The sequence below is a fragment of the Aestuariispira ectoiniformans genome (assembly GCF_025136295.1).
Lineage (GTDB): Bacteria > Pseudomonadota > Alphaproteobacteria > UBA8366 > Aestuariispiraceae > Aestuariispira_A > Aestuariispira_A ectoiniformans.
On the sequence record NZ_CP062788.1, the window covers coordinates 2,416,786 to 2,440,984 of the forward strand.

A 24,199-nucleotide genomic window follows, 5' to 3' on the forward strand; every position below is an offset into this window, starting at 1 on the left:
TTTCATGGGGGCTTTTGTGGATAGTGGTGATGGGCGTCTCCGCTCCTCGGTGCGGCGGGTTCGCGACGAATGGATTGATTTCAACGGCCATATGAATGTTGGCTACTATGTCATTGCCTTTGATGAAGTTTCTGTAGAGGTCTTGGGCAATCTCGGCATTGATGATGCCTATCGTGAGGGGCGCAATGCGTCCACATTTGCGCTGGAAATGCATGTGACCTACGAGCGCGAACTGGTCCCGAATGCACCCTATTTCGTGGTAACGCAGTTGTTGGATGCAGATCACAAGCGCCTGCATCTGTATCATGAGATGTATCACGCCGAAGAAGGCTGGCTGGCGGCCACCAATGAGTTGATTACCATGCATATGGATATGAACCAGCGCCGGTCTGCGTCTTTCCCGCCCGACATTCAGGAACGGGTCGATATCTTGAAATCAGCGCATGCAAGTCTGCCCTGGCCGGAAAGGCAGGGGCGGCAGATCGCAATCAGGCGGAAATAGAAAACGCCCGGCAAATGCCGGGCGCTTCATTCGTAACAACTTTACGGGCTGCCTAGTCGCAAGCGGCCGTGACCAGGAATTCCACCTTATAGTCCGGCGTTGCCAGTTTGGCCTCACCGCAGGCACGGGCCGGGGCATGTCCCTCTGCGACCCAGGCATCCCAGACTTCGTTCATTTCCGCAAAGTCAGCCATGTCAGCCATCCAGATGGTAACCTGCAACAGCTTGGTTTTGTCGCTGCCGCAGCGGCCCAGCAGGTCTTCGATCTTGGCGAGGCACTGTTTTGTCTGATCCGCAACGGATGCGCCCGGTTCGCCAACCTGGCCGGCAAGATAGACGGTGTTGCCGTGGATGACGGCCTGGCTCATGCGCTGGCCAATATCAAGTCGTTTGATCGACATTCGCTATAGTCTCCTCAATTTAGCGTTTATCAGGCTTTTATTTCTTCCAGGCCGCACCAGTCGGCCATGAAGAGGGCAAGAACTTCGGCGACTTCCATCATGCTGTCGATGGAAACGCGTTCATCAATGCCGTGAATATTTTCGGCAACAGGGCCGTAACAGGTTGCCGGTATCCTCCCGTAAAGCTGGAAGAAACGGCAGTCGGTTGTGGCGGTGGAGGCATAGGGTTCGATGCCCTGACCGGTGACTTCCGCATGAAGATCACTGATCAATGTCATCATTGGATGACGGGGGGCCATTTCACAACCCTCTGCCTGGAAGCCGCGATAGATGATTTCAATGTTACTGCCGTTGCAGGCGGGATGGTTGTGTCGCGCCTCATCGACGGCTTCCTCGATTGCCTGCCGTACATCCTCCAGCTTCATGCCAGGATAGAAACCGACGCGGATATCTGCGGTACAGGCACAGGGGACAGTAGATGCCCAATCGCCACCGGCGACCTTGCCCAGATTGAAATTCACCGGGTGATCGTGGTGGTGATAGCAGTCCGATTTGAAGGTGTCCGTGTTCCACAACGATTCCAGGGTCCGCAATTTGTCAAAGACCGCGTAGGCCGCCTCAATTGCATTGGAACCGGCGGACGTATCCAGCACATGCGCCGGTTTGCCGGTGATTTCCAACTGGAACCACATCACCCCCAACTGTGCGACCATAAGCTGTTGATTAAAGGGTTCGGGGATGATCGCCGCGTCAGCGCGATAGCCAGCGGCAAGGCAGGCCAGCGCGCCATTGCCGGTGCATTCCTCTTCCACGACCGACTGCAGGGTCACAGGTGCTGCCGGTTGCAGGCCAAGGTCACGCAATGCGGCAAAGGCGGTACAATAGGCAACGATACCGGCCTTCATATCACCGGCCCCGCGGCCATAAACCCAGCCGTCCCGTTCCCTCGCCTGGAACGGGGGTGTCTGCCACAGTTTTTCCGGGCCGGTGGGAACCACGTCGATGTGGCCGTTCAGGATAAGCGAACGTCCTTTGATCTCATTCGGTTCATGCCTGCCGACGATATTGACCCGTCCGTCATAGCTATCCACTACGGGTGGCGAAAAACCGGGCATGTCCTGCAGGGCCGCCACATTGATCGGAACCTCATCCACCTTGAGGCCGAGGGCTGCAAAACGTTCCGCCATCAGGGCCTGGGCCGGGGCTTCCTCACCCAGAAGGCTGCCGTGGTCGGTAAGGCTTATCAGGTCGGAGACGGCCTGGTCGCGTCGGGCGCGTACAACCTCGCGAATTGCCTGCCTGTCCGTATCGCTCACCACTGATCTCCCTTATGCCTGTTCCATTGCATGATCGGGAAGGCGCGCCGGCGAGACGATGGATGCATCAAAGCCCAATTGCGCCAGCCCCTCGGGAAGGTCCTTGCGTTGTAGCAGGGCGGCAGCCAACTGTCCCATTGCCGGTGCGGTCTGGATGCCATAGCCGCCTTGTCCCGCCAGCCAGAAGAAACCTTCTGCCTCAGGGGAGTAGCCGACCACCGGTTCACCATCGGCAACGAAGCTGCGCAGCCCGGCCCAGCTTTCGCCGGGACGGCGTACGTCGATCTCGGTCACTGTCATCAACCGGTCGATTGCAATGGCAATGTCCAGGTCTTCCGGCTGCACATCCTGTGCCGGGACAGGGGTCGCATCGGCGGGGGATAGCAACAGGCGGCCTGCATCGGGTTTGAAATAGAAATCCTCTTCCACACCGACGACCAAAGGCCATTTGTCGCAATCGACCCCATCAGGCAGGTCGATCATCATGGCGGTGCGGCGTTTCGGGACGAGGCCGATTTCTGAGACACCGGCCAGTTTTGCAACCTCGTCCGCCCAGGCCCCGGCGGCATTCACAATAACCCTGGCGCTGATCTCATCGCCGTTTCTTGTCGTGACCTGCCATCCATCGGCGTTGCGTTTCAGTTGGGCCACCTCAGCATTCTGCAGAATATCGCCGCCATGCTTCCGGAAACCGCGCAGGAACCCCTGGTGCAAGGCATGGACATCCATATCCATGGCATCCCGTTCCAACATCCCAAGTGCGAACATGCCGGGACGCAGGACAGGTACCATGTCCTCAAGCTGTTTGCCGTCGAGGATGTCTATATGGGCGCCGTTTGCCTTGCTGTCTTCGGCGTGATGCAGAAGTTTGGGGCGCTCTTCCTCGGTTGCGAGGGTGAGGACGCCGCGCGGCGACAGCAGCGGATAATCTGAAAAACCTTCCGGCGGGTTTTCGAGGAACGGGCGGCTTGCGCTGGACAGTTTACGAATGCCCGCAGGGCCATAGGTTTCGCTGAACAAGGCGGCTGACCGGCCCGTGCTGTGATAGCCAGGCTGGCTTTCACGTTCCAGAATGCCAACCGTCAACCCGTCGCGGGCGAGGAAATAGGCCGCAGACGCACCTGCCATGCCGCCGCCGATGATCAAAACATCCAGATTTTGCATTATTGGATTGCCCCTCTTGCCCCCAGAAAACCGTGCAGCAGACGATACAGGTTTGTGGACAGGACGTCACTGATATAACCGCCTTCCTGGACCAATAGGACCGGTTTCGGATAGGCGCCGATAATTGCTCCGATACGCTCAAAACCGTCGCTGGTAACGGCCAGCCCGCCAAACGGGTCCTGCTCGGATGCGTCCAGGCCGGTTGCAATGACCAGCGCATCCGCAGCAAAGCTTTTTACGCTTTCCATGGCCGTTTCCAGCGCGGCGATGAAGGCGTTGTCACCACTGCCAAGCGGCAGCGGGTAGTTCTTGTTGTAGCCAAGGCCTGCGGCCTCGCCTCGTTCTGCCTCATGGCCCCAGAAGAAAGGATAGAAATGCCGCGGGTCCGCGTGAATGGACAGGGTCATCACATCGTCGCGGTGGTAGAAGATATCCTGCGTGCCGTTGCCATGATGCAGATCGATATCCAGGATGGCGACCCGGGCACATTGCGAGCGAAGGTGCTGTGCGGCAATGGCGCTGTTGTTGAGATAACAGAACCCACCGGCGAGGTCCGGCCCGGCATGATGCCCCGGCGGACGGCAGAGCGCGTAGGCTTCTTTTGCCCCGTTGGTGATATCCATCGCGGCGGAAACCGCAGTATGGGCACTCCAATAAACCGCGTCCCAGGTGCTCTCAGTGATCGGGCATGCGGTATCGCCCAGGTGATAGCCTGCCTGTCCGACCGCGGAATGCGGATAAGTGATATTGCGGTTGCGGGGGTGAATATTGGGAACGACGGTCCCATTACCACCCGCAGCCACCCAGCGTTCATAGGCTGTCTGCAGGAAATTGAGATATTCCGGTTTATGAATGGCGGCGAGCGGCGACAGGCCGTGGTCGTCGGGCTCGCAGATATCCAGGCCGAGCTTGCTGACGGCGGCCTTCAGATGCCCGGCACGTTCAGGCACTTCCGGAATGGGTTTCGGCTGTCCGGCGACAAGGAAACTTTCGCCGTGATGTGAAAGCTGTTTCTCGGAAAAGAAAACACGCATGGAATATCCAACTTACTGTAAACGGTTAGTGCGGGGGCGGGGTCAGAAGGCCACCTGATCGCCGCCCTTCAGGTTCAACAACGAACGGGCCTCGTCCGGCGTGGCTATTTCCAGCGACAGCCCTTCCAGGATTTCCCGGACTTTTCGGACCTGCTCGGCATTGGTTTTCGCCAGTTCGCCTTTGCGCATGTAAAGGTTGTCTTCCAGCCCGACGCGTACATTCCCACCCAGCGAGGCGGACATGGCCGCCAGCGGCATCTGGTGACGCCCGGCCCCCAGGACGGAGAACTGATAGTCTTCCCCGAACAGGCGGTCGGCGGTTGATTTCAAATGCATCAGGTTTTCCGGATCGGCACCGATGCCGCCCAGCACACCCAGGACGAACTGAAGGAAGATCGGGCCTTTGACGAGGCCGCGATCACGGAAATGTGCCAGGTTATAGAGATGCCCGACGTCATAGCATTCGAATTCAAACCGCGTGCCGTTTTTCTCTCCCAGTTCCGTCAGCAGGGTTTCGATATCGGCAAAGGTGTTTTTGAAGACAAAGTCCTTGCTGCTTTCCAGGAAGTCCTTTTCCCAGTCATATTTCCAGTCGCGCGGCCGTTCCGCTGCGGGGAAAAGACCGAAATTCATGGACCCCATGTTGAGTGATGCCATCTCCGGTGCAGCGGTCAGGGCCGCCTGCATCCGGTCATTGACCGTCATGCTCATGCCGCCGCCGGTAGAGATATTCACGACCGCATCCGTGGACTGTTTGATGCGTGGTAGGAACTGGCCAAAGACGTCGGGTGAGGGGCTAGGGAAACCGGTTTCCGGGTCCCGGGCGTGTAGATGCAGGATTGCCGCACCGGCTTCTGCGGCCTCAATCGCATGTTCGGCGATCTCATCCGGAGTGACCGGTAGGTAGGGGCTCATGCTGGGGGTGTGAATGGACCCTGTGATCGCACAGGTTATAACGACTTTCCGGCTCATGCTGCCCCCTTATGCGATGCGAGTTCCTGTTCAAGCTGCGTCAATGATTCATCAAGCGGTTCAAGGATTTCAGAGAAACTGTTGGAACGCAGGTTGAGCGGCGGACAGACCATGATGTGGTCACCACGCGCGCCGCCGCGTGTGCGGCGCCAATAGAGGATCAGTCCCTTTTCGTAGGCGATGTCCATCAGGCGGGCGGCGGCCATGGCTGCCGGAGGAAGGGGCTCCATCGTGTCACGGTCTGCGACCAGTTCCATCGCCAGCAACATGCCCTTGCCGCGCACATCACCAACAATCGGGTGCCGGTCCGCCAGTTCCTGAAGGGAGGCCTTCAACAACGCGCCGCCGCTGCGGGCATTCTCGTAAAGCTTCTCCTCTTCCAGAACGTCGAGGACCGCATTACCCGCCGCGCAGGCAATCGGGTTGCCTGCATAGGTGAAGCCATGGATGAAGCCGCCGGCATCGAGAACAGGTTCAACCAGGCGATCCGGGGCCAACATGGCGCCCAGCGGCGCATATCCGGCGGCCAGCCCTTTGGAGACGGAGATCAGGTCGGGTTTGATCCCCCAATGGTCGGCGGCAAAATAATGTCCGGTCCGTCCGCCACCGGTCATGACCTCGTCATAGATCAGCAGAATGCCGTATTGATCGCAGATTTCGCGAATACAGCCGTAATAGTTGTCCGGAGCAACCAGCGCGCCGGTGGACGCACCGCCGACAGGTTCCATGATGAATGCCAGAACGGTTTCCGGGCCCTGGCGCAGAATCTCGTCCTCCAGCATGTTGGCGTAATACAGCCCCAATTCTTCCTCGGAACGGCCGTCCCGATGCAGGTAGGCCCTTGGAGTCTCGATTTTGGGTTGTTCCTGCATCATCGGGGCAAAGGGAGCCGTCATCGGGGCATAGCCGGTAAGGCCGAGTGCCCCCAGGGTGGAACCATGATAGCTGGGGAAACGGGAGATGATCTTGTAACGCTGTGCCTGATCAGTCGCCAAGGCGTATTGCCGGGCCATCTTGATACAGCTTTCAACCGCTTCGGAACCGCCGGATACAAAGAAAACCCGTTCCAGATCACCGGGAGCCAGATCCGCCAGACGGTGTGCAAGCGTTTCCGCCGCGTCGTTTTCAAAATGCAGGCGGTAGGCGAATGTCGCCTTTTCCATCTGCGCCTGCATCCCGGCCAGAACCTTGGGGTGGCTGTGGCCGATATTGCTGACCATCGCGCCGCATACTGCGTCCAGATAGCGATTGCCATCCACATCCCACATATAGGGACCTTCGGCCCGATTGATGCGGGGGCGGCGTTGACGTGTTTGATAAAACAGGCGGGATGCCTTGCTCATTGCCTTCATATCTCCCTAGCGCAGCCAGGGACTGACTGCGGTATTGTCTTAAAAACGATGGCGGCGCGGCTAGTGGCGGTCTTCCTCATGGCCGGGAAGCAGGACACAGTCTTCCGGGGCGACATGCAGGGCGACCTGTTGGCCTTCGCTGAAGGGTTGGCGGTGGATCGGGTTGATGACCTGCCAGTCAAAACCGCCAGCCTGAACGAAATAGCGGGCGTTTTGTCCCAGATAGTCGACTGTTTTGACCTGACCTGTCAGGGAACTTCCGCTTCCTTCTGCATTTTCCACGGAGGTCAGTTGAATTTTTTCCGCGCGAACGATGGCGCAGACGCGCCCGTCATCTGGCAGGGCAGAGCCATTGATGGCGGCATTCAGGGCGGTGCCGTTGCCCAGGTCCACTTCCACGGTGGCCCCGTTCTTGGCCTTTAACTGGCCGTTGTGGATGTTCGAGTGGCCCAGGAAGTTCGCCACAAAAGTGGATTTGGGGTCGTTATAGACGTCTTCGGGCTTGCCGACCTGCTCCACGATGCCGTGGTTCATCACCACGAGCTTGTCACTCATCGCCAGGGCTTCGGACTGATCGTGGGTCACGAAAACGGTGGCAATGCCCAGCTCCCGCTGGATGCGCTTCAGTTCAACGCGCATCTCCTCACGCAGATTGGCGTCCAATGCGGACAGCGGCTCATCCAGAAGAAGGACATGCGGTTCGATGACAATAGCGCGGGCCAGCGCAATACGCTGTTGCTGGCCACCCGACAGTTGGCTCGGATAGCGATCCTCCGCATGGGGAAGCTGTACCAGGTCCAGCGCCTTGCGCACGCGCCCGGCGATATCGGCCTTCGAGACCTTACGGTATTTCAGGCCGAAAGCGACATTGTCGAAAATGGTCTTATGCGGGAAGAGGGCGTAATTCTGGAAGACCAGGCCCAGGTTCCTTTTATGGATGGGGATCTCGTTGACGCGGTTGCCCTTGATGAGGATATCGCCATCGCTGGCGTCCGTCAGGCCCGCAATCATGCGAAGCGTTGTTGTCTTGCCGCAACCGGACGGGCCGAGGAAGGTGACAAAGCTGCCTTCCGGGACGGTAAGGTCCATTTTCTTCACGGCAACGAATTCGCCGTATTTCTTGACCACGTTTTTCAGTTCTACGGCATTGCCTGCGCCTGTCCCACTCATGGATCTACCTTTCGCAGCTTGGCCTTGATTGTTTCTCGAAAGAATTGCGGCCGGTTCTGACCGGTCAGGACCGGCCGCGAGTTTACCTACTAAAGGGAGGCTTAATATCCCTTTTGGACACGAGAGAATTTCTTGGACCAGTCGGCTTCGTTCTTGTTCCAGTATTCCGGATCGAAGAAGCTGAGCCCGTTCAGCGTACCACTCGGGTCGAAGGCCGGAAGCGTCGGTACCTTCTCGCCTACATCGACTTTGGTCGGATCAAGGGCAGGCGGATAGTTCTGGCCCTCTGCCACGGCGATGGCGACTTCCGGTTCCAGCATGAAGTTCAGCAGTTCTTCGCAGGCAGCCATCGGGCTGCCTTTCATCACGAACAGGCATTCCTGCCAGCCCAGGCCGCCCGGCGGGTCCATGTAACCAATGTCATGGCCCTGATCCTGCAGGGCGCGGACGCGGCCCGACCATGCTTCGGTCACATAGATTTCCTCTTCCGCCAGCAGGCTCATCAGCTCCGCACCGGAACTCCAGTATTTCTTGGCGAGGTCGCGGTGTTCACGAACCTTGTCCCAGACAGCGTCGATATCCTGGATGTTGTTCGGGTCCTGATCGGACTGCAAGGCACCATACCAGACGCGTGTCTTCCATTCCCCCCAGCCTGCGGTCTTGCCTTTATAAGCCTGATCGATCAGCAGTTTTGCGCCTTTTGCCTTGGCTTCATCGTCGCTGATGTATTTACGGTTATAGGCAATGCCGGTGGTGCCATAGTCATAAGGAACTGCGGACAGTTTACCGCCGCTGACCTTGCGGAACACGTCCTGCAGGCTGACGATGACATTCTTCAGGTTGGGAACGTTGGCTTCGTTGATTTCCGAAGACAGGCCCAGATTGTGATAGCGGGCGTAATCGAAGACGCCGGACAGATGGGCGAGGTTGAACTCACCCGGCTGGCTGGCCTTCACACGGGCGAGATATTCATCCGCGCCACCGAAGGTGCCATCGACAACCTTGATGCCGGTCTTTTCGGTATAGGGGCCAAAGGCGTATTTCCGGAAAGCTTCGGAAACCACACCGCCCCAACCGTCGAAACGGACCTGTTCAACGGATGCAGCATAGGCACGGGTCAGGCCGGCCATCGGGCCGCCAACGATTCCGGCAGCGGCGCCTGCGACACCTAACAGGCCCAGGAAAGTGCGTCTGTCGATATTCCCGTCGCGGTAGCGATCAAGCAAATTCTCATAACGTTTCGTGTCGTCCATGGCTTTAAGCCTCCTGCTGTTGCGAGTTGAGTGTTGCCGTGGTTGTCCCGCGGCTATGCTTTTGTTTTCTTTTTCGTGCTGCCAGTCCGCGTGCCAGGGCGGCGGCGACCAGCGGTAGGGCCACGGTAAAGACCACCATGGCGGCCCCAAGTGCATTGATCTCGGGGCTGATCGAGTTCCGGAGCATGGCGAAAATCTGGGTCGGGACGGTTTCAACCCCGCCCGGTTTCCAGAACAGCGTGCCGGTAATATCGTCAAAGGACACGGTGAAGCTGAACAGCATGCCCGCCATGACGGCAGGCAGCATCAAGGGCAGCGTCACTTCAAAGAATGTCTGGAATGGCGTCGCACCCAGGCTTTGCGCTGCTTCCTCATAGTCGCGACGAATTGCGACCAGGCGGGCCTGGACCACCAGGATTACAAAGGGCAGGGTGAAGACCACATGGCCCATCAGAAGCAGCGCAAAGCTCTTTGGCAAGGACAGCCAGCGCAGGAACAGAAGCAGGGCGACGGCGAGGACCACTTCGGGGATCAGGATCGGGGCCATCAGCAGGGTCGACAATATCTTCTTGCCGGGAAAGTCGTACCGGACAAAGGCAAGGGCCGCCATGACCCCCAGGGTGGTGGAAACGACAGAGGTCAGGAAACCGAGCAGCAGGGAGGTCTTGAAGGCGCGGACAATGGCATCATTCTCCCACAGGGCCACGAACCAGCGGAAGGAGAAACCCTCGATCGGGAAACTGCCGAACTGGTTTGCGTTGAAGGCCAACAGGATCACCACTGCGACCGGTGCGAACATGAAGACATAGACCAGGATGGTCATCAGCCGGATAAAGGACCAACCGCTCATTTTACCGCTCCCGTCCAAAAGATTTGGCAATCTGGTCGACGCCCAGATAACGCGTGTAGACCATGACGACGGCGCCCAGCAGGATCAGCAGCACAAGCGAGAGAACTGAACCCAGCGGCCAGTCGAGCTGTGTAACCACCGCCTCGAAGACCAGATTGGCAAACATGGCATCCCTCGGGCCGCCAAGGACCAGCGGGGTGATATAGGTACCCGCACCCAGGACGAAGCAAAGCAGGGAACCTGCGGCCAGTCCGGGCAGCGACAGCGGGAAGGTGACTTCCCTGAAGGCCTGCCAGCCGGTGCAGCCAAGGCTTTGCGCGGCGTCCGTCAGACTTTCGTCAATACCGTCGAGGCTGACATAGACATTCAGGATCATGAAGGGCAGCAGGAAATGCACCAGGCCCAGGATAACCGTACCCTCGTTGTAAAGGACTTCCAGCGGCTGATTGATGATGCCGAGCCACATGAAAAGTGTGTTCAGCGCCCCTGAGACGCCCAGGATATTAATCCAGGACATGGTCCGGATGATGTAGCTGATCCAAAAGGGCAGCATCAGCAGCAGAAGAAGGACTGCTTTGCTTTTGAGTTTCGTCCGCGCCACAAAATAGGCCGGAAAATAGCCGATCAGCGCGCATATGACGGTGGAGACCACTGCAATGCGCAAGGTCTGGAACAGAATGTCGTAATAGAACCTGTCCGTCAGGACGTCTTTCCAGTTGTTCAGGTAAAAGCCGACCTGTTCATCGCCTGTTGCCGTGCGCAGCCAGAAGGAATAGACCACGATAAAGACCATCGGAATGATCATCAGGAATGTGACTGTCCCCAGCGCGGGTGCCATTAAAATCCATGGACGGCGTGCTTCCGCCCCACTTACCGTGGCCATCTTTGTCTCCCCGAAGATTGTTACTAGTGATGCCGCGTTTTGAATGTTTTTATTTTGCGCGCAGCATGTTTCTTGGCCGTTGATTACTCTACGCCCCTTTCTTGGCATTTCCCAAATAGATAACTAGAATGAATGTCATAGCCAATAACTATGCGGGTGACCTCAATGCCAGGGATAGAGCGGCGTTCCTTTGATTGGAACCTCTTGCATACTTTTGCTGCGATTGTGGAAGAAAAGTCGATTACCGGCGCGGCAGAGCGTCTTTTGCTGAGACAGCCCAGCGTCAGTAACGCCCTGAAACGGCTGGAAGATCAATTGGGCTGCCAGTTGATTGACCGCAGCCGTGGGCGATTCGAGGCGACAGAGCAGGGGCTGGCGCTTTACAGAGAATGCCGTGAGGTCTGCGGCACTATTGGGCGTATCGATACGGTGCTGAAAGACAGTGGATCACAGCTCAGCGGTCATCTGCATCTCTGGATGGCGAGCCATGTTGTCTTTCCGCCGTTGGACGAGACGCTTTCGGATTTTGCGCACCGCCATCCCAAGGTCACTTATGAGATAGATGTCGCAACCTCCAGTACGGTGGTGCAGACGGTGCTGGCACAGCAGGCAAGTTTTGGCATCTGTCTGGTGAACGAAAAACACCCGCGTCTGGACTATCGCCATCTCTACCGTGAACATTTCGGTTTCTTCTGCGGGCCCCGCCATCACCTGTTCGGGAAAAAGGATATCTCACTGGCGGATCTGCGTAACGAAGCGTTCGTTTCCTTCAGTACCGACCAGTTAAACGGTGCCTTGTCGTCGGTGGCTGTACTGCGCGCGCAGGAGCGGCTGAAAGGGAAGGTGGTGGCAACCTCGCCGCATCTGGAAGAGGTGCGCCGACTGATCGTGAATGGTCTCGGGATCGGGCCGCTGCCAATCCATGTGGTGGAACGCGATTTGAGGGATGGTTTGATGTGGCGGCTGCCACCCTATGAGGCACCGCCGGCCATCGATATTTTTTTGGTAACCAATCCTCGTATGTCCCCAAGCCGCGCCGAAAGACTTTTCCTGAGTGACCTTCTGGGGCGTCTTGACGATGCGCCGTTGGGGTATTTCGTTTATCCCGAGGCGGCAGTGGAATAATCGTCGCGGTTTCGACACAGGCCTGTGCTATTGTTATCGGACATAACAGTTAGCGAGGGTTAGGACGGTCGATGGTCAAATATCTGAACGCCAAGGAGGCTGACCTGGGGGAATTCACAGTTCGCCGGGTGTTGCCTCATCGTGATCGGCGTATGGTTGGTCCCTTCATTTTCTTTGACCATATGGGTCCCGTTACCTTCCAACCGGGGCAGGGCGTCAATGTGCGTCCCCATCCCCATATCGGGTTGGCGACTGTGACCTATCTCTTTGAGGGATCGATTTTTCATCGCGACAGCCTGGGACATGCACAGGAAATCCGGCCGGGGGATATCAACTGGATGGTTGCCGGGCGCGGAATTGTCCATTCCGAACGGGAAACAGAGGCGGTTCACAACGCCGAACATCGCCTGAACGGTTTACAGCTCTGGATCGCCTTGCCGGACGGTCAGGAAGAGATGGACCCCAGTTTTAGCCATCATGCCGCAGAAAGCCTGCCGGTCTTTGACGTGGAGGGCGTGCAGTGTCGTTTGATGGTTGGCGAGGCTTTCGGGCATAGCTCTCCGGTGCCTGTCTATTCGCCTATGTTCTATATGGACTTCACCGCAGGCGACGGGCAGGCCATTCCGCTGCCGGGTGGCGGAATGGAGGCAGGGCTTTACAGCCTGTCAGGGCGCTTCGCTGTGGACGGAGAGACCTTTGGAGAGAACCAGTTCGTCTATGTCGGCCCGGATGAGTCGCCGGTCATTCGGGCTGAAGGCGATCTCCGCCTGGCGGTGCTTGGTGGTGTCCCCTTTGAAACGCGGCGGCATGTCTGGTGGAACTTCGTTGCCAGTTCAAAAGAGCGTATTGAACAGGCCAAAGCCGATTGGAAAGAAGGCCGTTTTGACATGATTGAAGGGGACGATGAATTCATTCCTCTTCCCGGGAAATAATTTAATTGGGCTTGTTTTGGAAACAATAAGTGTCCATTAACGTAAATTGTTTCTGGCGTGATGGATTGCTAGATTCGTTGCAGGCATTGGCGATTTACCAATTTTTTTGAAAAAGGATTCAGATCATGTCCAGCAGTGAAGTTGACCAGAACCGTTTGATTATCCCGGCCCTGGGCGGCCTTTACGAGGGGCTCTCCAAACTTTCCTATCCATTGATCCGTGTGGCGACGGGCCTGTTCCTGATGCCGCATGGTGCGCAGAAGCTTTTTGGCTGGTTCGGCGGTTACGGACTGGACGGGACCGGACAGTTCTTCGGTCAGACCCTGGGTATGGAACCCGGCATTCTTTTTGCGCTTCTGGCGGGCCTGGTTGAGTTCGTTGGCGGTCTGTTTGTCGCAATCGGCCTGCTGACGCGGCCTGCTGCCCTTGGTGTTGCTGTCTTGATGGCCGTGGCAGTCGTCACAGTCCATCTGGGTAATGGATATTTCTGGACGAATGGTGGTTATGAATATCCGCTGCTGTGGGGCTTGGTCGCCCTGGCGATCGTTTTCCGTGGCGGTGGTGCATATTCCGTGGACAGCAAACTCTCCAAAGAGTTCTGATCGCGTAAACGATAGCCCTGTCTTGTTGAAAGGCCCCTGGAAACTCTCCAGGGGCTTTTTGCTGCCCATCTCAGGAGGCGAGTGTCGCCACGGTATTGAGCAGGACGGTACATCCCTTGTTGATGTCGGCCCAGTCCGTGTCTTCTTCCGTGGAATGGCTGATGCCATTGATGCTGGGCACGAAAAGCAGACCGGCAGCGGTCAGTTGGGCCATGGATTGTGTGTCATGACCTGCGCCACTGGGCATGGTGATGGCAGGGATGCCAAGGCTTTCCGACTGCTTTTTCAGAAGATTGATCATTGTGCTGTCGCAAGGGGCAGGTGGCAGCCAGCTTTGCAACTGAATGTCCCATTGAAGGTTATGGGCGTTGGCTGCGGCTTCCAGCCTTGCCCAACAGGCATCAGCCAGGGTGCGCATGATATTTTCATCCATATCCCGAAGGATCAGGGAGCATTGGGCCTCGCCCGGAACGGTATGCGGGAAATTGGGTGTGATATCCACTTTGCCGATTGTCAGGCGGCTTTGGTCCGTACCGTATTCTTTGATGAGCTGTGGGATAGTACTGGCAAAATCGGCCAGACCGGCAAAGGCGTCGGCCCGCATATCCATCGGCGTGGTGCCAGCGTGATTTGCGAGACCCGTGAGTGTGAGGGACCAATTTGCGCAGCCCGAAATACCTGTGACGACTCCGACCGGGATTTTCTTTTCGTCCAGGACCGGACCCTGTTCGATATGAAGTTCCAGAAAGGCGCGAACTGTTGAGGGTGCGCGCTTGATGATAAGGGCGTCCGCGGCCTCGAGGCCGTGTCGCGCCATTGCGCCCCGGAGGCTGGTGCCGCTGTCGTCCGTTGCATTTTGAAGCCACTGTTGCGAGACCAACCCGGCAAGCGCCTGACTGCCTAACATGCCGCCAAAGCGGCCTTCCTCTTCGCTGGTGGCAAGGACCTCGATAGGGCACTTGGGTTCAAAACCCTGGTCCTGGAGGCTGCGGATACATTCCAGGCCTGCAAGCACCCCTAACGTGCCGTCAAGCCTTCCGCCGTCGGGAACGCTGTCGAGATGCGAGCCAATGATGACGGCGGGGCCCTGTCCGGCATTCCAGCGTCCGAAGACATTGCCAACCGGGTCCATCCAGGCATCAAGCCCGCTGGCTTCAAGTTCGGAAATCAACCAGTGCCGTGCCGCCATATCCGCGTCGGAGAAGCTTGGGCGGCAAACACCCTTTCCGTCGTCGGTTCGACCGAAAGCGGATGCGGCGTCTAAAGTGGCGCGAAGACGTGCCTCGTTTATCTGAAATGGTTTTCTGTTCGTCCCGTCGCCCATGGCGTGATTTTCTGTGGTAGAGTTTTTCATCGTGGATACCACTACTGATTTTGGTGCGTTTATTTATTATGATAAAATGTTGATGATTTTTTATTTATCATTATAAATATGCCGTCAGCAATAAAGAATTTGTAAGAACGCAACAGGGGGAAAGACGATGAAACGACTTTCAAAATTTGTCGCGGCGGCGGCGCTTGGGGCATCGGTGGCCCTGAGTGTGGCTTCCGGGGCCGCATTGGCGCAGACGCCACCAAATGTACTGGTTGTTGGGCAGATTGCAGAGCCGAAGTCACTGGATCCGCAAACGGTGACGGCGCTGAACGACTCCCGTATTCTGATGAATATCTATGACGGGCTGGTGCGCTATAAGGATGGCACCCTGCAGCCTGTGCCGGCCCTGGCCAAATCCTGGACGATCAGTGACGATGGTCTGGTCTATACGTTCAAGCTTCGCGATGGTGTGAAATTTCACGATGGGTCGCCGTTCAATGCGGAAGCTGTGAAATTCACTTTCGACCGAATGCTGGATGAAAAGCATCCCTATCACAATACCGGTCCGTTCCCGCTTTCCTTCTATTTCAGTGCCGTGGACAAGGTTGTGGCAAAGGATGACCTCACGGTCGAATTCACGCTGAAAGAGCCCTATGCGCCTTTCATGTCCAACCTTGCCCAGCCGACGGGGCTGATCGTATCGCCTGAAGCAGTCAAACAATACGGTAAGGATTTTGGCCGCCATCCCTCCGGGACCGGTGCCTTCAAGTTTGCTGAATGGGAAAGCAATGCAAAGGTCGTCGCTGTCCGCAACGATGACTATTGGGGCGGCGCGCCCAAGTTGGAAGCGGTGGTCTTCCGCCCGATAACCGATGCGAATACCCGCGTCGCCGAAATGCTATCGGGTGGCATTGACATGATGGTCGAAGTGCCGCCGGATAACGTGGCAACCTTTGCCAGCGACGCCGGATATAAGGTGCAAGAGCAGGCGGGGCCCCATGTATGGTTCCTGATCCTGAATGCGAAAGAAGGTCCGATGGCGGACAAACGCGTTCGGCAGGCGGTGAACTATGCAATCGACAAAAAGGCCTTGGTAAGCAACGTTTTGCAGGGCACTGCGGAAGTTGCGGCCGGTCCGACACCGCCAGCGTTCTCCTGGGCTTACAACGACAGTTTGCAGCCCTATCCCTATGATCCCGAAAAGGCGAAGATGCTGATCAAGGAAGCCGGGCAGGATGGTGCCGATCTGACTTTCTATGTGACCGAAGGCGGTTCCGGGATGCTTGACCCCATTCCGATGGGGGCGGCCATCCAGGCGGACCTGGCCAAGGTTGGCCTGAATGTGAAGATCGAGACCTATGAATGGAATACCTTCCTGGGCAAGGTGAATCCGGGCCTGGAAGGCAAGGCCGATATGGCGGAAATGGCCTGGATGACCACCGACCCGGATACCCTGCCGTATCTTGCCCTGCGCAGTGCGGCATGGCCGGGCAAGGGGGGCTTTAATTCCGGCTATTATTCCAATCCGAAGGTGGACGAGTTGCTGGAGAAAGCACGCAGTTCCACAGACCAGAAGGAGCGGGCGCGCCTGTATAAGGAAATGCAGGAAATCGTTCGTGACGATGCGCCTTGGGCCTTTATTGCAAACTGGAAACAGAATGCGGTTACCAGTGCGCGGGTTGGCGGGTTCTCCCTGCAACCCTCCTTCTTCCTGATCCTTCAGGATGTGACGAAGAGCTAACGGGAAAATAGCCGGACATCGGGTGATGTCCGGCTATTCCTGTCCAAGCGACGCAGGTCATTATGTCCACATATATTTTAAAACGGCTTTTGTTCGCGGTGCCGGTTCTACTGGGCCTGTCCGTGATCGTTTTCCTTATAATGGCGATGATCCCGGGTGATCCGGCCACGGCCATTCTCGGCTCCTATGCGACACCGGAGAATGTGGCGCGGGTCAACAAGCAGTTGGGGTTGGATAAATCCTTGGTCGAGCAGTATTTTATCTGGCTCGGCAATATGCTGCATGGTGATTTTGGACGCTCCTACAGCCTGAACCGGCCTGTCATTGATGAAGTGCTGGAACGGTTTGGTGCGACCTTGATCCTTGCCGGTACTTCTTTATTGCTTTGTTCCATTTTCGGACTTCTGGCCGGTGTTTTCTCTGCCGTGCGGCAGTTCGGCTGGGGTGACCGGATTATAACCTTTCTTGTCCTGATCGGTATTTCCCTGCCGTCCTTCTGGCTGGGGCTTTTGCTTATCCTCGGGTTTGCCGTGCAGTGGAAGTTGCTGCCGGCCAGCGGCATGTTCGCCATCTATGGCGGCGGTGACCTGCCGGATCTTTTACGGCATTTGCTGTTGCCATCGGTCACTTTGGCGGTTGTGGCGACCGGCGTTGTCGCGCGATTGACCCGTGCGGCGATGCTGGAGGTGCTGCGTCAGGACTATATCCGCACCGCCCGCGCCAAAGGTCTGAGCGAGCGGCGGGTGATCTATCGCCATGCCTTCAAGGCGGCGCTTGTCAACGTGATTCCGGTCATCGGCATCCAGGCCGGCTTCGTCCTGGGCGGTGCGGTCTATATCGAGACTGTTTTCCAGTGGCCGGGTATTGGCCGGATGCTGGTTCAGGCGATTGCCACCCGTGACCTGCTTCTGGTGCAGGGCGGGGTGCTGGTTGTGGCGGCCTCCTATGTTTTGTTCAATCTGCTGGCCGATGTGGTTCAGCACAAACTGGACCCGCGGTTGAAATCATGACTTCATCTGAGACAAAACGCGGTGGGCGGCCCTCATCCTGGGCTCTGTTCGCCAATAACCGTCTCGCGCTGGCGGGCGCGATCATCCTTGGTATCATTCTGCTGCTGGCGCTTGTGACACCCATTCTGCCTTTGGCCTCGCCGGATGAAACAGCCCCGGCACATCGGCTGATCCGCCCGTTTCAGGATGGTACGATGCTGGGCACCGATCATCTGGGCCGGGATTTGCTGTCGCGGTTGCTGTGGGGAACACAGGTCAGTATCGGTGTGGGCCTTTCCGCAACACTGGTCGCGGCCTTTTTCGGGTCGATGATCGGCCTTGTCGCCGGTTATGCCGGTGGCCGCACAGACAATATCATGATGCGTGGCATCGATATGGTTATGGCCTTTCCATACATCCTGCTGGCCTTGGCGATTGTCGCCGTGCTTGGTCCGGGATTGATGAATGCGCTTTATGCCATTGCGGTGGTGAATATTCCGTTTTTCGCCAGGAATATCCGGGGAGTGACCTTGGGGCTTGCGCGCCGCGAGTTCATTGATGCGGCAAAGCTGTCGGGCAAAAGCAATACGCGAATACTGCTGACCGAAGTCCTGCCCAATGTTCTGCCTATCATTGTGATTACCATGTCTACGACAATCGGCTGGATGATTCTGGAAACGGCGGGGTTGAGCTTTCTGGGGCTGGGTGCACAGCCGCCGCAGGCGGACCTCGGCTCCATGCTGGGCGAAGGGCGCAAACTGTTATTCACGGCACCCCATGTCTCCATCATTCCGGGGTCGATGATTTTCCTGCTGGTGATGAGCATAAACCTGATGGGGGACGGTATTCGCGATGTGCTTGATCCACGACTGAAATCCGGCGCGTTGAGCCGCCCTGCTGCGGCAACGGCTGTTGCGCGGACAGACGCGCCCCGTGCCGCCGAAGCCGCGCCGACCAATGCACTGGAGGTGAGGGGGCTTCGCACGGAATTCCATGTGGGTCATGAGGTCTATAAGGCCGTCGGCGGCGTCAGCTTTGATCTGCGGCCTGGTGAGTGCCTGGGGCTGGTCGGGGAATCCGGTTCCGGCAAGTCGGTGACGGCCATGTCCCTTATGGGATTGGTGCCGACACCGCCGGGCAAGATTACAGGCGGTCAGGTGCTCTACGGAAAAGAAGACTTGCTGGATGCGCCGGTTAGCCGCTTGCAGCAGTTGCGTGGTGGCAAGGTCGCCTATGTCTTCCAGGACCCATTGTCCACCCTGCATCCGCTTTTTACCGTCGGGGATCAGATTGCCGAGGCCATCCGGGCCCATCAGCCGGTGTCCTATCGGCAGGCCTGGGACAGGGCGGTAGAGCTTCTGGATCAGGTTCGTATTCCGAGCGCGGCAGAGCGTGCCAAATGTTATCCCCACCAGTTGTCCGGCGGTATGCGCCAGCGCGTCGGCATTGCAATGGCCCTGGCCAATGATGCGGAAATCCTGATTGCGGACGAGCCGACAACGGCGCTGGATGTGACAGTGCAGGCCCAGATACTCAAACTGTTACGGGAACTGCAGCAGGATACCGGGGCGGCCCTTCTGTTCATTACTCACGACTTTGGCGTCGTGTCTGAAATCTGTGACCGTGTGGCCGTCATGTATGCAGGGCGGATTGTGGAGATGGGGGCAACCGATGATGTGCTGGAACGGCCTGCGCATCCCTATACCCGCAAGCTGATTGACTGTGTGCCGGTCATGGGCAAGGCGGACAAGCGGTTGGACGCAATTCCCGGGTTGCCACCGGTGGTCAATAAATTGCCGGTCGGCTGTTCCTTCGCAGACCGTTGCCCGTTCAGCGAAGAGCGTTGCAAATCCAGTGATATTGATCTGACGTCTTTGGGGCAGAAAAGGGCCGTTCGCTGTGTCCGCCCGTTGGAGGCTGCATAATGAGAGATACCCTTCTGAAAGCGGAAAACCTGACCCGTACCTTCGGGGGTGGGAAAAACCTGTTCCGGATACCGCAACCTGCGGTTCATGCGGTCCGGTCTGTGGAACTGGATATTCACCAGGGAGAGACGCTTGGCATTGTTGGCGAATCCGGTTGCGGAAAGTCGACCTTGGCCCGCATGCTGGTTGGGTTGGATCATCCAACCGGTGGCGATATCCGGCTGGACGGTCAGTCTCTTTCGGCGCTTGCGGCAAAGGACAAGACAGCCTTGGCGCGGCAAATCCAATATGTCTTTCAGGACCCGGTGAGTTCGCTTAACCCGCGCAAGACAATTCGCACGATCCTTGAGGCGCCGATGATCCATCTGTTGGGCCTGGGCAAGGCGGAACGGGAAAAACGGATGGATGAGTTGATGGACGCGGTCAATCTGCGCCCCGAATTCCTGAGCCGTTACCCCCATGAATTTTCAGGCGGTCAGGCGCAACGGATCGGGATTGCCAGGGCGTTGGCCGCCAAACCCCGTATTCTGGTTCTGGATGAGCCGGTTTCGGCGCTGGACGTATCGGTACAGGCGCAGGTGTTGAACCTTTTGGCTGACCTGAAAGAAGAACTCGGGCTTACTTATGTGTTTATCAGTCACGACCTGTCTGTGGTGGAAAGCATCAGTGACCGGGTTGCGGTGATGTATTTCGGGCGTGTCGTGGAAACAGCCTCCGCAGACGCGCTTTTCCGCGCGCCCAGGCATCCCTATACCAGATTGCTGTTTAATTCTGTTCCGTTGCCGGGCAAGAAGGGCGTGCAGGGTGAAGATGGTATGGCGGAACTGCCGGACCCGTTGAACCCGCCGCAAGGATGTGCCTTCGCACCACGTTGCCCTAAGGCGCAAGCCCGGTGTAAAGAGAGTGAGCCGTCGCTGACCGGTGAGGGCGGGGGGGACCATCTTGCCGCTTGTTATTACCCGTTAGCCGAAGAGAGATAACAATAAGAAAGTTTGTTGCACGTGAGTGACGATACCAACCGTTCCAGCCTTTCCGGGACCTTGAGACAGCGCAAGGGGCGCAAACGTACGGACGAGATATGTGACCGTATAAAGGACTGGATTGTCGACCGGGACATGACGCCCGGTGACCGGCTGCCTCAGGAACAGGCCCTGATTGAGGAGTTCGAGGCATCCAAGGGAACGGTGCGTGAGGCGCTGAAGTCGCTGGAGACGCAAGGGCTGATCCGCACGCGGACGGGGCCGGGCGGCGGCGCCTTCGTTGCGGAACTGGATGGCGGTCGCGCAATGGAGCTTCTTGCCAATTTCTTCTTTTTTAAACAGCCGACAATCAGCGACATTTATCAACTGCGCCGCCAGTTGGAACCGGAACTGGCGGCGAGTGTCGCGGGCCGTTTGAGTGAGGAAGACTTCAAGCGGCTCGAAGAGACGATGCGCCTCTATGATCATCCGGCCGCCAACCGGGGCGAAGAATATGAACAGCGTCTCGCGGAGCTTGATTTTCATACGGTCCTGGCCGAACTGTCTCCCAATCCGCTTCTGGGATTTATCTGCGGCTTCCTGCAGAACCTTCTGCAGAACCTGACCATTTGTAAGCACATCTACGAATCGCCCAATCCGGAACTGCGAGAACATGCCCTGCATTATCAGGTTCGCCTGATGCAAGCCCTGCGTGGTGCGAATGCTGAGGCGGCAAGAACCATCATGTACGAACATATGTGTGCCGCCCAGGCCTATATGGAGGCCTGTGAAGCCGAAGTCCGGCGTGGATTCCTTCGTATCGAATAAGACACCGCTCATCTGAGGCCATTATCGCTTGAGGTCGCATTTTCTGTTGTGTTTCCCTATTATATCTATTATTCCAGATATATGGAAAAGAATGACGCAATAGAAGCCCTGTCTGCCCTGGCGCAGGACGTGCGGTTGGATGTGTTCCGTCTGCTGGTCCGTGCGGGCCAGGATGGCATGAATGCTGGCGAGATCGCCGATGCCCTGTCGGTACGGCAGAATACGATGTCGACCAATCTGGCAATCCTGTCCCGTGCCGGACTGGTGAAAAGCGAGAGGCAGGGGCGAAGCATCCGTTATTTCGCGGATATGGACGGGATGCGCGGCCTGCTGTCCTTCATGATGGAGGATTGCTGCGGCGGACGCCCTGAGCTTTGTGCTCCCGCCCTTCAGGGGATTACCTGTGGCGGCCCTGAAACATGTGCAAAGGACTGAATGAATGACTGTTCGTGTTGGCATTAACGGCTTCGGCCGCATGGGTAAGCTTGTTCTGCGCGCGGCCTGGGGGCTGCCTGACGTCGAGATTGTGCATATCAACGAACCAAAGGGCGGGGCGGCCTGTGCGGCGCATCTGCTGGAGTTCGATACGGTTCACGGTCGCTGGGCGCATGATATTGCATCCACTGACGACGGTATCGTGGTTGACGGAAAACCTATCACCTTTTCCGAGGAGACTGCACCGGATGCAGTCAACTGGGGAGAGCGGGGCGTTGACGTCCTGCTGGAATGCTCCGGGAAGTATCGTACCGATGAGGCGTTGCAGCCTTTCTTTGATAGCGGTGTGAAGAAACTTCTGGTTGCCTGCCCGGTGAAGACAGGCGATGCGCTGAATATCGTCTATGGTGTGAATGATCATCTATACGATCCGGACCGTCATCACATCCTGACCGCGGCTTCCTGTACCACCAACTGCCTGGCGCCTGTCGTGAAAGTGATTCATGAGGCCTTTGGCATCAAACATGGATCGATCACGACCATCCATGATGTCACCAATACCCAGGTGGTGGTCGATGCGCCGCACAAGGACCTGCGTCGTGCGCGTTCAGGGCTTAACTCGCTGATCCCGACGACAACGGGGTCGGCAACGGCAATTACGCTGATCTACCCGGAATTGAAGGGCAAGCTGGATGGGCATGCAGTCCGTGTTCCGCTTTTGACCGGATCGCTGACGGATTGTGTTTTCGAATTGTCCAAAGCGACTACCGTCGAAGAGGTGAATGCCCTGTTTCAGCAGGCCGCATCGGACGCGCTGGAAGGCATCCTCGGATATGAAGCCCGGCCGCTTGTGTCGAGCGATTTCGTCAATGATCCGCGTTCCAGCATCATCGACGGCCCCAGCACGATGGTTGTGAACGGCACGCAGCTCAAGGTCTATGCATGGTACGACAACGAGTGGGGGTATGTCTGCCGGATGACAGATATCCTGCGAAAAGTCGCTGGTGCGATGTAGCGCGGTCGGTAAAGAAAGGGCGACAACAAATGACGGACCGGCGGACCTATGCCGCAGTGACGGCTGCCTATTGGGCTTTTACGCTGACCGACGGGGCCTTGCGTATGCTGGTGCTGTTGCATTTCCATCGGCTCGGGTTTTCGCCTTTTGATCTGGCCATGCTGTTCCTGCTTTACGAGGCAATGGGCGTGCTGACAAATTTTGTCGGCGGCTGGATCGGATCGCGTTTCGGGTTGCGGATGACCCTGTTTGCCGGGTTGGCCATCCAGATTGCGGCCCTTGTCATGCTGTCGCTGGTTCACGATGAATGGGCGCTGGGCCTGTCGGTCGCCTATGTTATGGGCGCGCAGGCCCTGTCCGGTGTGGCAAAAGATCTGACCAAGATGAGTTCGAAAAGCGCGGTCAAGCTTGTGGCAGGCCCGGACAAACCCTCCGGTCAAAGCACCTTGTTCAAATGGGTTGCCTTGCTGACCGGTTCAAAAAACGCATTGAAGGGGCTTGGCTTCCTGTTGGGGGGCGTGCTTTTGACCTGGGCCGGGTTTGCGCCCTCGCTATGGGCGATGGCGCTGATGTTGGGTGGTGTCCTGGCCTTTGCCCTGCTGTTGGTAAAGCAGGACCTGGGCAAGTCAAAATCAAAGATCAAAGGGCGGGAGCTTTTCTCCAAATCCCGCGAGATCAATATCCTTTCCTTCGCGCGGGTGTTTCTGTTTGCCGCCCGTGATGTCTGGTTTGTTGTTGCCCTGCCGGTGTTTCTCTATTCGCATCTGGGGTGGAGTTTTGATCAGGTGGGCGCGTTCATGGCCGTCTGGGTGATTGGATATGGTGTTGTACAGGCTTTCGTGCCGCGCATCACCCGGCGTGCCAGGGATGCCCATACGGCAGCGATCTCTGCCAGGGTTTGGGGCGCCATTCTTGCAATTATCCCGGCACTGATCGCGTCCGGAATCATAGTGGCGGGGCAGGGGGGTACTTTCATCTTTACAGCACCACAGGTCCTGATTGGCGGATTGCTGGTTTTCGGTGCTGTTTTTGCGATCAATTCGTCGCTGCATTCCTATTTGATCGTGGCCTATTCCGATACGGACAAGGTCGCGTTGAATGTAGGGTTTTATTATATGGCAAATGCAGTGGGCCGTCTTGCAGGGACGCTGTTGTCGGGGATTGTCTACCAGGAAGCCGGGCTGACCGGCTGTCTGGTCGCCTCGACTTTTATGGTTGCCGTCGCTGGCATCTCTGCTTGTTTCCTCTCGCCGGACAGAAAATCAGTCGGAACCTTCTCCTGACAGAGACTGTGTTATTCTTTAGCTTGCGAACAAAAGTAGATCATTTGTTGACAGGTTGAAATAATCTTCCTAAAACCCTATCTCTTGTCGGGCCTTTACTTGGCCCTCTTTCAGTATTTTTCCCGCTTCTGTTTGGCGCGCATACCTATTTTGG

23 protein-coding genes are annotated in these 24,199 nt (G+C 57.2%); 12 read left to right on the forward strand and 11 right to left on the reverse strand.

The window, feature by feature from the left end; genetic code table 11:
* Positions 1-16: 16 nt before the first annotated feature.
* Complete coding sequence (locus IF205_RS11220; RefSeq protein WP_259779458.1) at positions 17-502, forward strand: thioesterase family protein; 486 nt, start codon at positions 17-19, stop codon at positions 500-502.
* A 52-nt stretch (positions 503-554) separates the two neighbouring features.
* Here the strand turns inward: IF205_RS11220 and IF205_RS11225 are convergent, their stop codons facing one another.
* The 10 genes from IF205_RS11225 to IF205_RS11270 form a co-directional block, all read right to left on the reverse strand.
* On the reverse strand, positions 555-902 hold the full coding sequence (locus tag IF205_RS11225) for a RidA family protein (protein ID WP_259779459.1): 348 nt from the start codon (positions 900-902) through the stop codon (positions 555-557).
* A 29-nt stretch (positions 903-931) separates the two neighbouring features.
* Positions 932-2,218: a M20 family metallopeptidase gene (locus IF205_RS11230; protein WP_259779460.1), complete on the reverse strand. Its 1,287-nt coding sequence runs from the start codon at positions 2,216-2,218 to the stop codon at positions 932-934.
* Between the two features lie 12 nt (positions 2,219-2,230).
* A complete protein-coding gene (locus IF205_RS11235) occupies positions 2,231-3,382 on the reverse strand; it encodes an NAD(P)/FAD-dependent oxidoreductase (RefSeq protein WP_259779461.1) in 1,152 nt (383 codons plus the stop codon).
* Positions 3,382-4,416 carry a histone deacetylase family protein gene (locus tag IF205_RS11240; RefSeq protein ID WP_259779462.1) on the reverse strand — a complete coding sequence of 345 codons (1,035 nt, stop codon included), beginning with the start codon at positions 4,414-4,416 and terminating at the stop codon, positions 3,382-3,384. The genes IF205_RS11235 and IF205_RS11240 overlap by 1 nt, the downstream gene beginning before the upstream one ends.
* 42 nt (positions 4,417-4,458) lie before the next feature.
* Positions 4,459-5,388, reverse strand: coding sequence for a 3,5-dioxohexanoate:acetyl-CoA acetone transferase (gene kce / locus IF205_RS11245; RefSeq protein WP_259779463.1), 930 nt, complete (start codon positions 5,386-5,388; stop codon positions 4,459-4,461).
* Complete coding sequence (locus IF205_RS11250) at positions 5,385-6,731, reverse strand: aminotransferase family protein (protein WP_259779464.1); 1,347 nt, start codon at positions 6,729-6,731, stop codon at positions 5,385-5,387. The genes kce and IF205_RS11250 overlap by 4 nt, the downstream gene beginning before the upstream one ends.
* Positions 6,732-6,800: 69 nt before the next feature.
* A complete protein-coding gene (locus IF205_RS11255; RefSeq protein WP_259779465.1) occupies positions 6,801-7,910 on the reverse strand; it encodes an ABC transporter ATP-binding protein in 1,110 nt (369 codons plus the stop codon).
* Positions 7,911-8,011: 101 nt separating this feature from the next.
* Entirely contained in the window at positions 8,012-9,163 is a 1,152-nt protein-coding gene (locus IF205_RS11260; protein ID WP_259779466.1) for an extracellular solute-binding protein, read from the reverse strand.
* Positions 9,164-9,167: 4 nt separating this feature from the next.
* Positions 9,168-10,013 carry an ABC transporter permease gene (locus IF205_RS11265; protein WP_259779467.1) on the reverse strand — a complete coding sequence of 282 codons (846 nt, stop codon included), beginning with the start codon at positions 10,011-10,013 and terminating at the stop codon, positions 9,168-9,170.
* 1 nt (position 10,014) lies between these two features.
* Positions 10,015-10,896 (reverse strand): ABC transporter permease, encoded by an 882-nt coding sequence (locus IF205_RS11270; RefSeq protein WP_259779468.1) that lies wholly within the window; start codon positions 10,894-10,896, stop codon positions 10,015-10,017.
* A gap of 165 nt (positions 10,897-11,061) precedes the next feature.
* On the opposite strand from IF205_RS11270, the gene IF205_RS11275 reads away from it, so the two are divergent.
* The 3 genes from IF205_RS11275 to IF205_RS11285 all read left to right on the forward strand — a co-directional run bounded on the left by IF205_RS11275 (position 11,062) and on the right by IF205_RS11285 (position 13,555).
* Positions 11,062-12,021, forward strand: a complete 960-nt coding sequence (locus IF205_RS11275) for a LysR family transcriptional regulator (protein WP_259779469.1) — start codon at positions 11,062-11,064, stop codon at positions 12,019-12,021.
* A 71-nt stretch (positions 12,022-12,092) separates the two neighbouring features.
* On the forward strand, positions 12,093-12,953 hold the full coding sequence (locus IF205_RS11280; RefSeq protein ID WP_259779470.1) for a pirin family protein: 861 nt from the start codon (positions 12,093-12,095) through the stop codon (positions 12,951-12,953).
* A 125-nt stretch (positions 12,954-13,078) separates the two neighbouring features.
* Complete coding sequence (locus IF205_RS11285) at positions 13,079-13,555, forward strand: DoxX family protein (RefSeq protein WP_259779471.1); 477 nt, start codon at positions 13,079-13,081, stop codon at positions 13,553-13,555.
* A 70-nt stretch (positions 13,556-13,625) separates the two neighbouring features.
* Here IF205_RS11285 and IF205_RS11290 read toward each other — a convergent pair whose 3' ends face one another.
* Complete coding sequence (locus tag IF205_RS11290; RefSeq protein WP_259779472.1) at positions 13,626-14,909, reverse strand: Zn-dependent hydrolase; 1,284 nt, start codon at positions 14,907-14,909, stop codon at positions 13,626-13,628.
* A 127-nt stretch (positions 14,910-15,036) separates the two neighbouring features.
* On the opposite strand from IF205_RS11290, the gene IF205_RS11295 reads away from it, so the two are divergent.
* The 8 genes from IF205_RS11295 to arsJ all read left to right on the forward strand — a co-directional run bounded on the left by IF205_RS11295 (position 15,037) and on the right by arsJ (position 24,045).
* The gene (locus IF205_RS11295; RefSeq protein ID WP_259779473.1) at positions 15,037-16,611 is read left to right on the forward strand and encodes an ABC transporter substrate-binding protein; all 1,575 of its coding nucleotides are present in this window, start codon (positions 15,037-15,039) and stop codon (positions 16,609-16,611) included.
* A gap of 62 nt (positions 16,612-16,673) precedes the next feature.
* Positions 16,674-17,621 carry an ABC transporter permease gene (locus tag IF205_RS11300; protein ID WP_259779474.1) on the forward strand — a complete coding sequence of 316 codons (948 nt, stop codon included), beginning with the start codon at positions 16,674-16,676 and terminating at the stop codon, positions 17,619-17,621.
* A complete protein-coding gene (locus tag IF205_RS11305; protein ID WP_259779475.1) occupies positions 17,618-19,525 on the forward strand; it encodes a dipeptide/oligopeptide/nickel ABC transporter permease/ATP-binding protein in 1,908 nt (635 codons plus the stop codon). Before IF205_RS11300 ends, IF205_RS11305 begins: the two co-directional genes overlap by 4 nt.
* The gene (locus IF205_RS11310; RefSeq protein WP_259779476.1) at positions 19,525-20,505 is read left to right on the forward strand and encodes an ABC transporter ATP-binding protein; all 981 of its coding nucleotides are present in this window, start codon (positions 19,525-19,527) and stop codon (positions 20,503-20,505) included. The genes IF205_RS11305 and IF205_RS11310 overlap by 1 nt, the downstream gene beginning before the upstream one ends.
* Before the next feature lie 21 nt (positions 20,506-20,526).
* Complete coding sequence (locus tag IF205_RS11315) at positions 20,527-21,312, forward strand: FadR/GntR family transcriptional regulator (protein ID WP_259779477.1); 786 nt, start codon at positions 20,527-20,529, stop codon at positions 21,310-21,312.
* Between the two features lie 81 nt (positions 21,313-21,393).
* Positions 21,394-21,747 carry an ArsR/SmtB family transcription factor gene (locus IF205_RS11320; RefSeq protein ID WP_259779478.1) on the forward strand — a complete coding sequence of 118 codons (354 nt, stop codon included), beginning with the start codon at positions 21,394-21,396 and terminating at the stop codon, positions 21,745-21,747.
* Between the two features lie 4 nt (positions 21,748-21,751).
* Positions 21,752-22,762 carry an ArsJ-associated glyceraldehyde-3-phosphate dehydrogenase gene (locus IF205_RS11325; RefSeq protein WP_259779479.1) on the forward strand — a complete coding sequence of 337 codons (1,011 nt, stop codon included), beginning with the start codon at positions 21,752-21,754 and terminating at the stop codon, positions 22,760-22,762.
* Positions 22,763-22,791: 29 nt separating this feature from the next.
* Entirely contained in the window at positions 22,792-24,045 is a 1,254-nt protein-coding gene (gene arsJ, locus IF205_RS11330) for an organoarsenical effux MFS transporter ArsJ (protein ID WP_259779480.1), read from the forward strand.
* Positions 24,046-24,199 lie beyond the last annotated feature (154 nt).

Coding starts and splice junctions, on each gene's coding strand:
- arsJ (WP_259779480.1), top strand. CDS start 22,792: ATGACGGACCGGCGGACCTATGCCGCAGTGACGGCTGCCTATTGGGCT.
- IF205_RS11285 (WP_259779471.1), top strand. CDS start 13,079: ATGTCCAGCAGTGAAGTTGACCAGAACCGTTTGATTATCCCGGCCCTG.
- IF205_RS11240 (WP_259779462.1), bottom strand. CDS start 4,416: ATGCGTGTTTTCTTTTCCGAGAAACAGCTTTCACATCACGGCGAAAGT.
- IF205_RS11295 (WP_259779473.1), top strand. CDS start 15,037: ATGAAACGACTTTCAAAATTTGTCGCGGCGGCGGCGCTTGGGGCATCG.
- IF205_RS11280 (WP_259779470.1), top strand. CDS start 12,093: ATGGTCAAATATCTGAACGCCAAGGAGGCTGACCTGGGGGAATTCACA.
- IF205_RS11235 (WP_259779461.1), bottom strand. CDS start 3,382: ATGCAAAATCTGGATGTTTTGATCATCGGCGGCGGCATGGCAGGTGCG.
- IF205_RS11265 (WP_259779467.1), bottom strand. CDS start 10,013: ATGAGCGGTTGGTCCTTTATCCGGCTGATGACCATCCTGGTCTATGTC.
- IF205_RS11300 (WP_259779474.1), top strand. CDS start 16,674: ATGTCCACATATATTTTAAAACGGCTTTTGTTCGCGGTGCCGGTTCTA.
- IF205_RS11225 (WP_259779459.1), bottom strand. CDS start 902: ATGTCGATCAAACGACTTGATATTGGCCAGCGCATGAGCCAGGCCGTC.
- IF205_RS11260 (WP_259779466.1), bottom strand. CDS start 9,163: ATGGACGACACGAAACGTTATGAGAATTTGCTTGATCGCTACCGCGAC.
- IF205_RS11275 (WP_259779469.1), top strand. CDS start 11,062: ATGCCAGGGATAGAGCGGCGTTCCTTTGATTGGAACCTCTTGCATACT.
- IF205_RS11270 (WP_259779468.1), bottom strand. CDS start 10,896: ATGGCCACGGTAAGTGGGGCGGAAGCACGCCGTCCATGGATTTTAATG.
- kce (WP_259779463.1), bottom strand. CDS start 5,388: ATGAGCCGGAAAGTCGTTATAACCTGTGCGATCACAGGGTCCATTCAC.
- IF205_RS11320 (WP_259779478.1), top strand. CDS start 21,394: ATGGAAAAGAATGACGCAATAGAAGCCCTGTCTGCCCTGGCGCAGGAC.
- IF205_RS11290 (WP_259779472.1), bottom strand. CDS start 14,909: ATGAAAAACTCTACCACAGAAAATCACGCCATGGGCGACGGGACGAAC.
- IF205_RS11255 (WP_259779465.1), bottom strand. CDS start 7,910: ATGAGTGGGACAGGCGCAGGCAATGCCGTAGAACTGAAAAACGTGGTC.
- IF205_RS11310 (WP_259779476.1), top strand. CDS start 19,525: ATGAGAGATACCCTTCTGAAAGCGGAAAACCTGACCCGTACCTTCGGG.
- IF205_RS11325 (WP_259779479.1), top strand. CDS start 21,752: ATGACTGTTCGTGTTGGCATTAACGGCTTCGGCCGCATGGGTAAGCTT.
- IF205_RS11305 (WP_259779475.1), top strand. CDS start 17,618: ATGACTTCATCTGAGACAAAACGCGGTGGGCGGCCCTCATCCTGGGCT.
- IF205_RS11250 (WP_259779464.1), bottom strand. CDS start 6,731: ATGAGCAAGGCATCCCGCCTGTTTTATCAAACACGTCAACGCCGCCCC.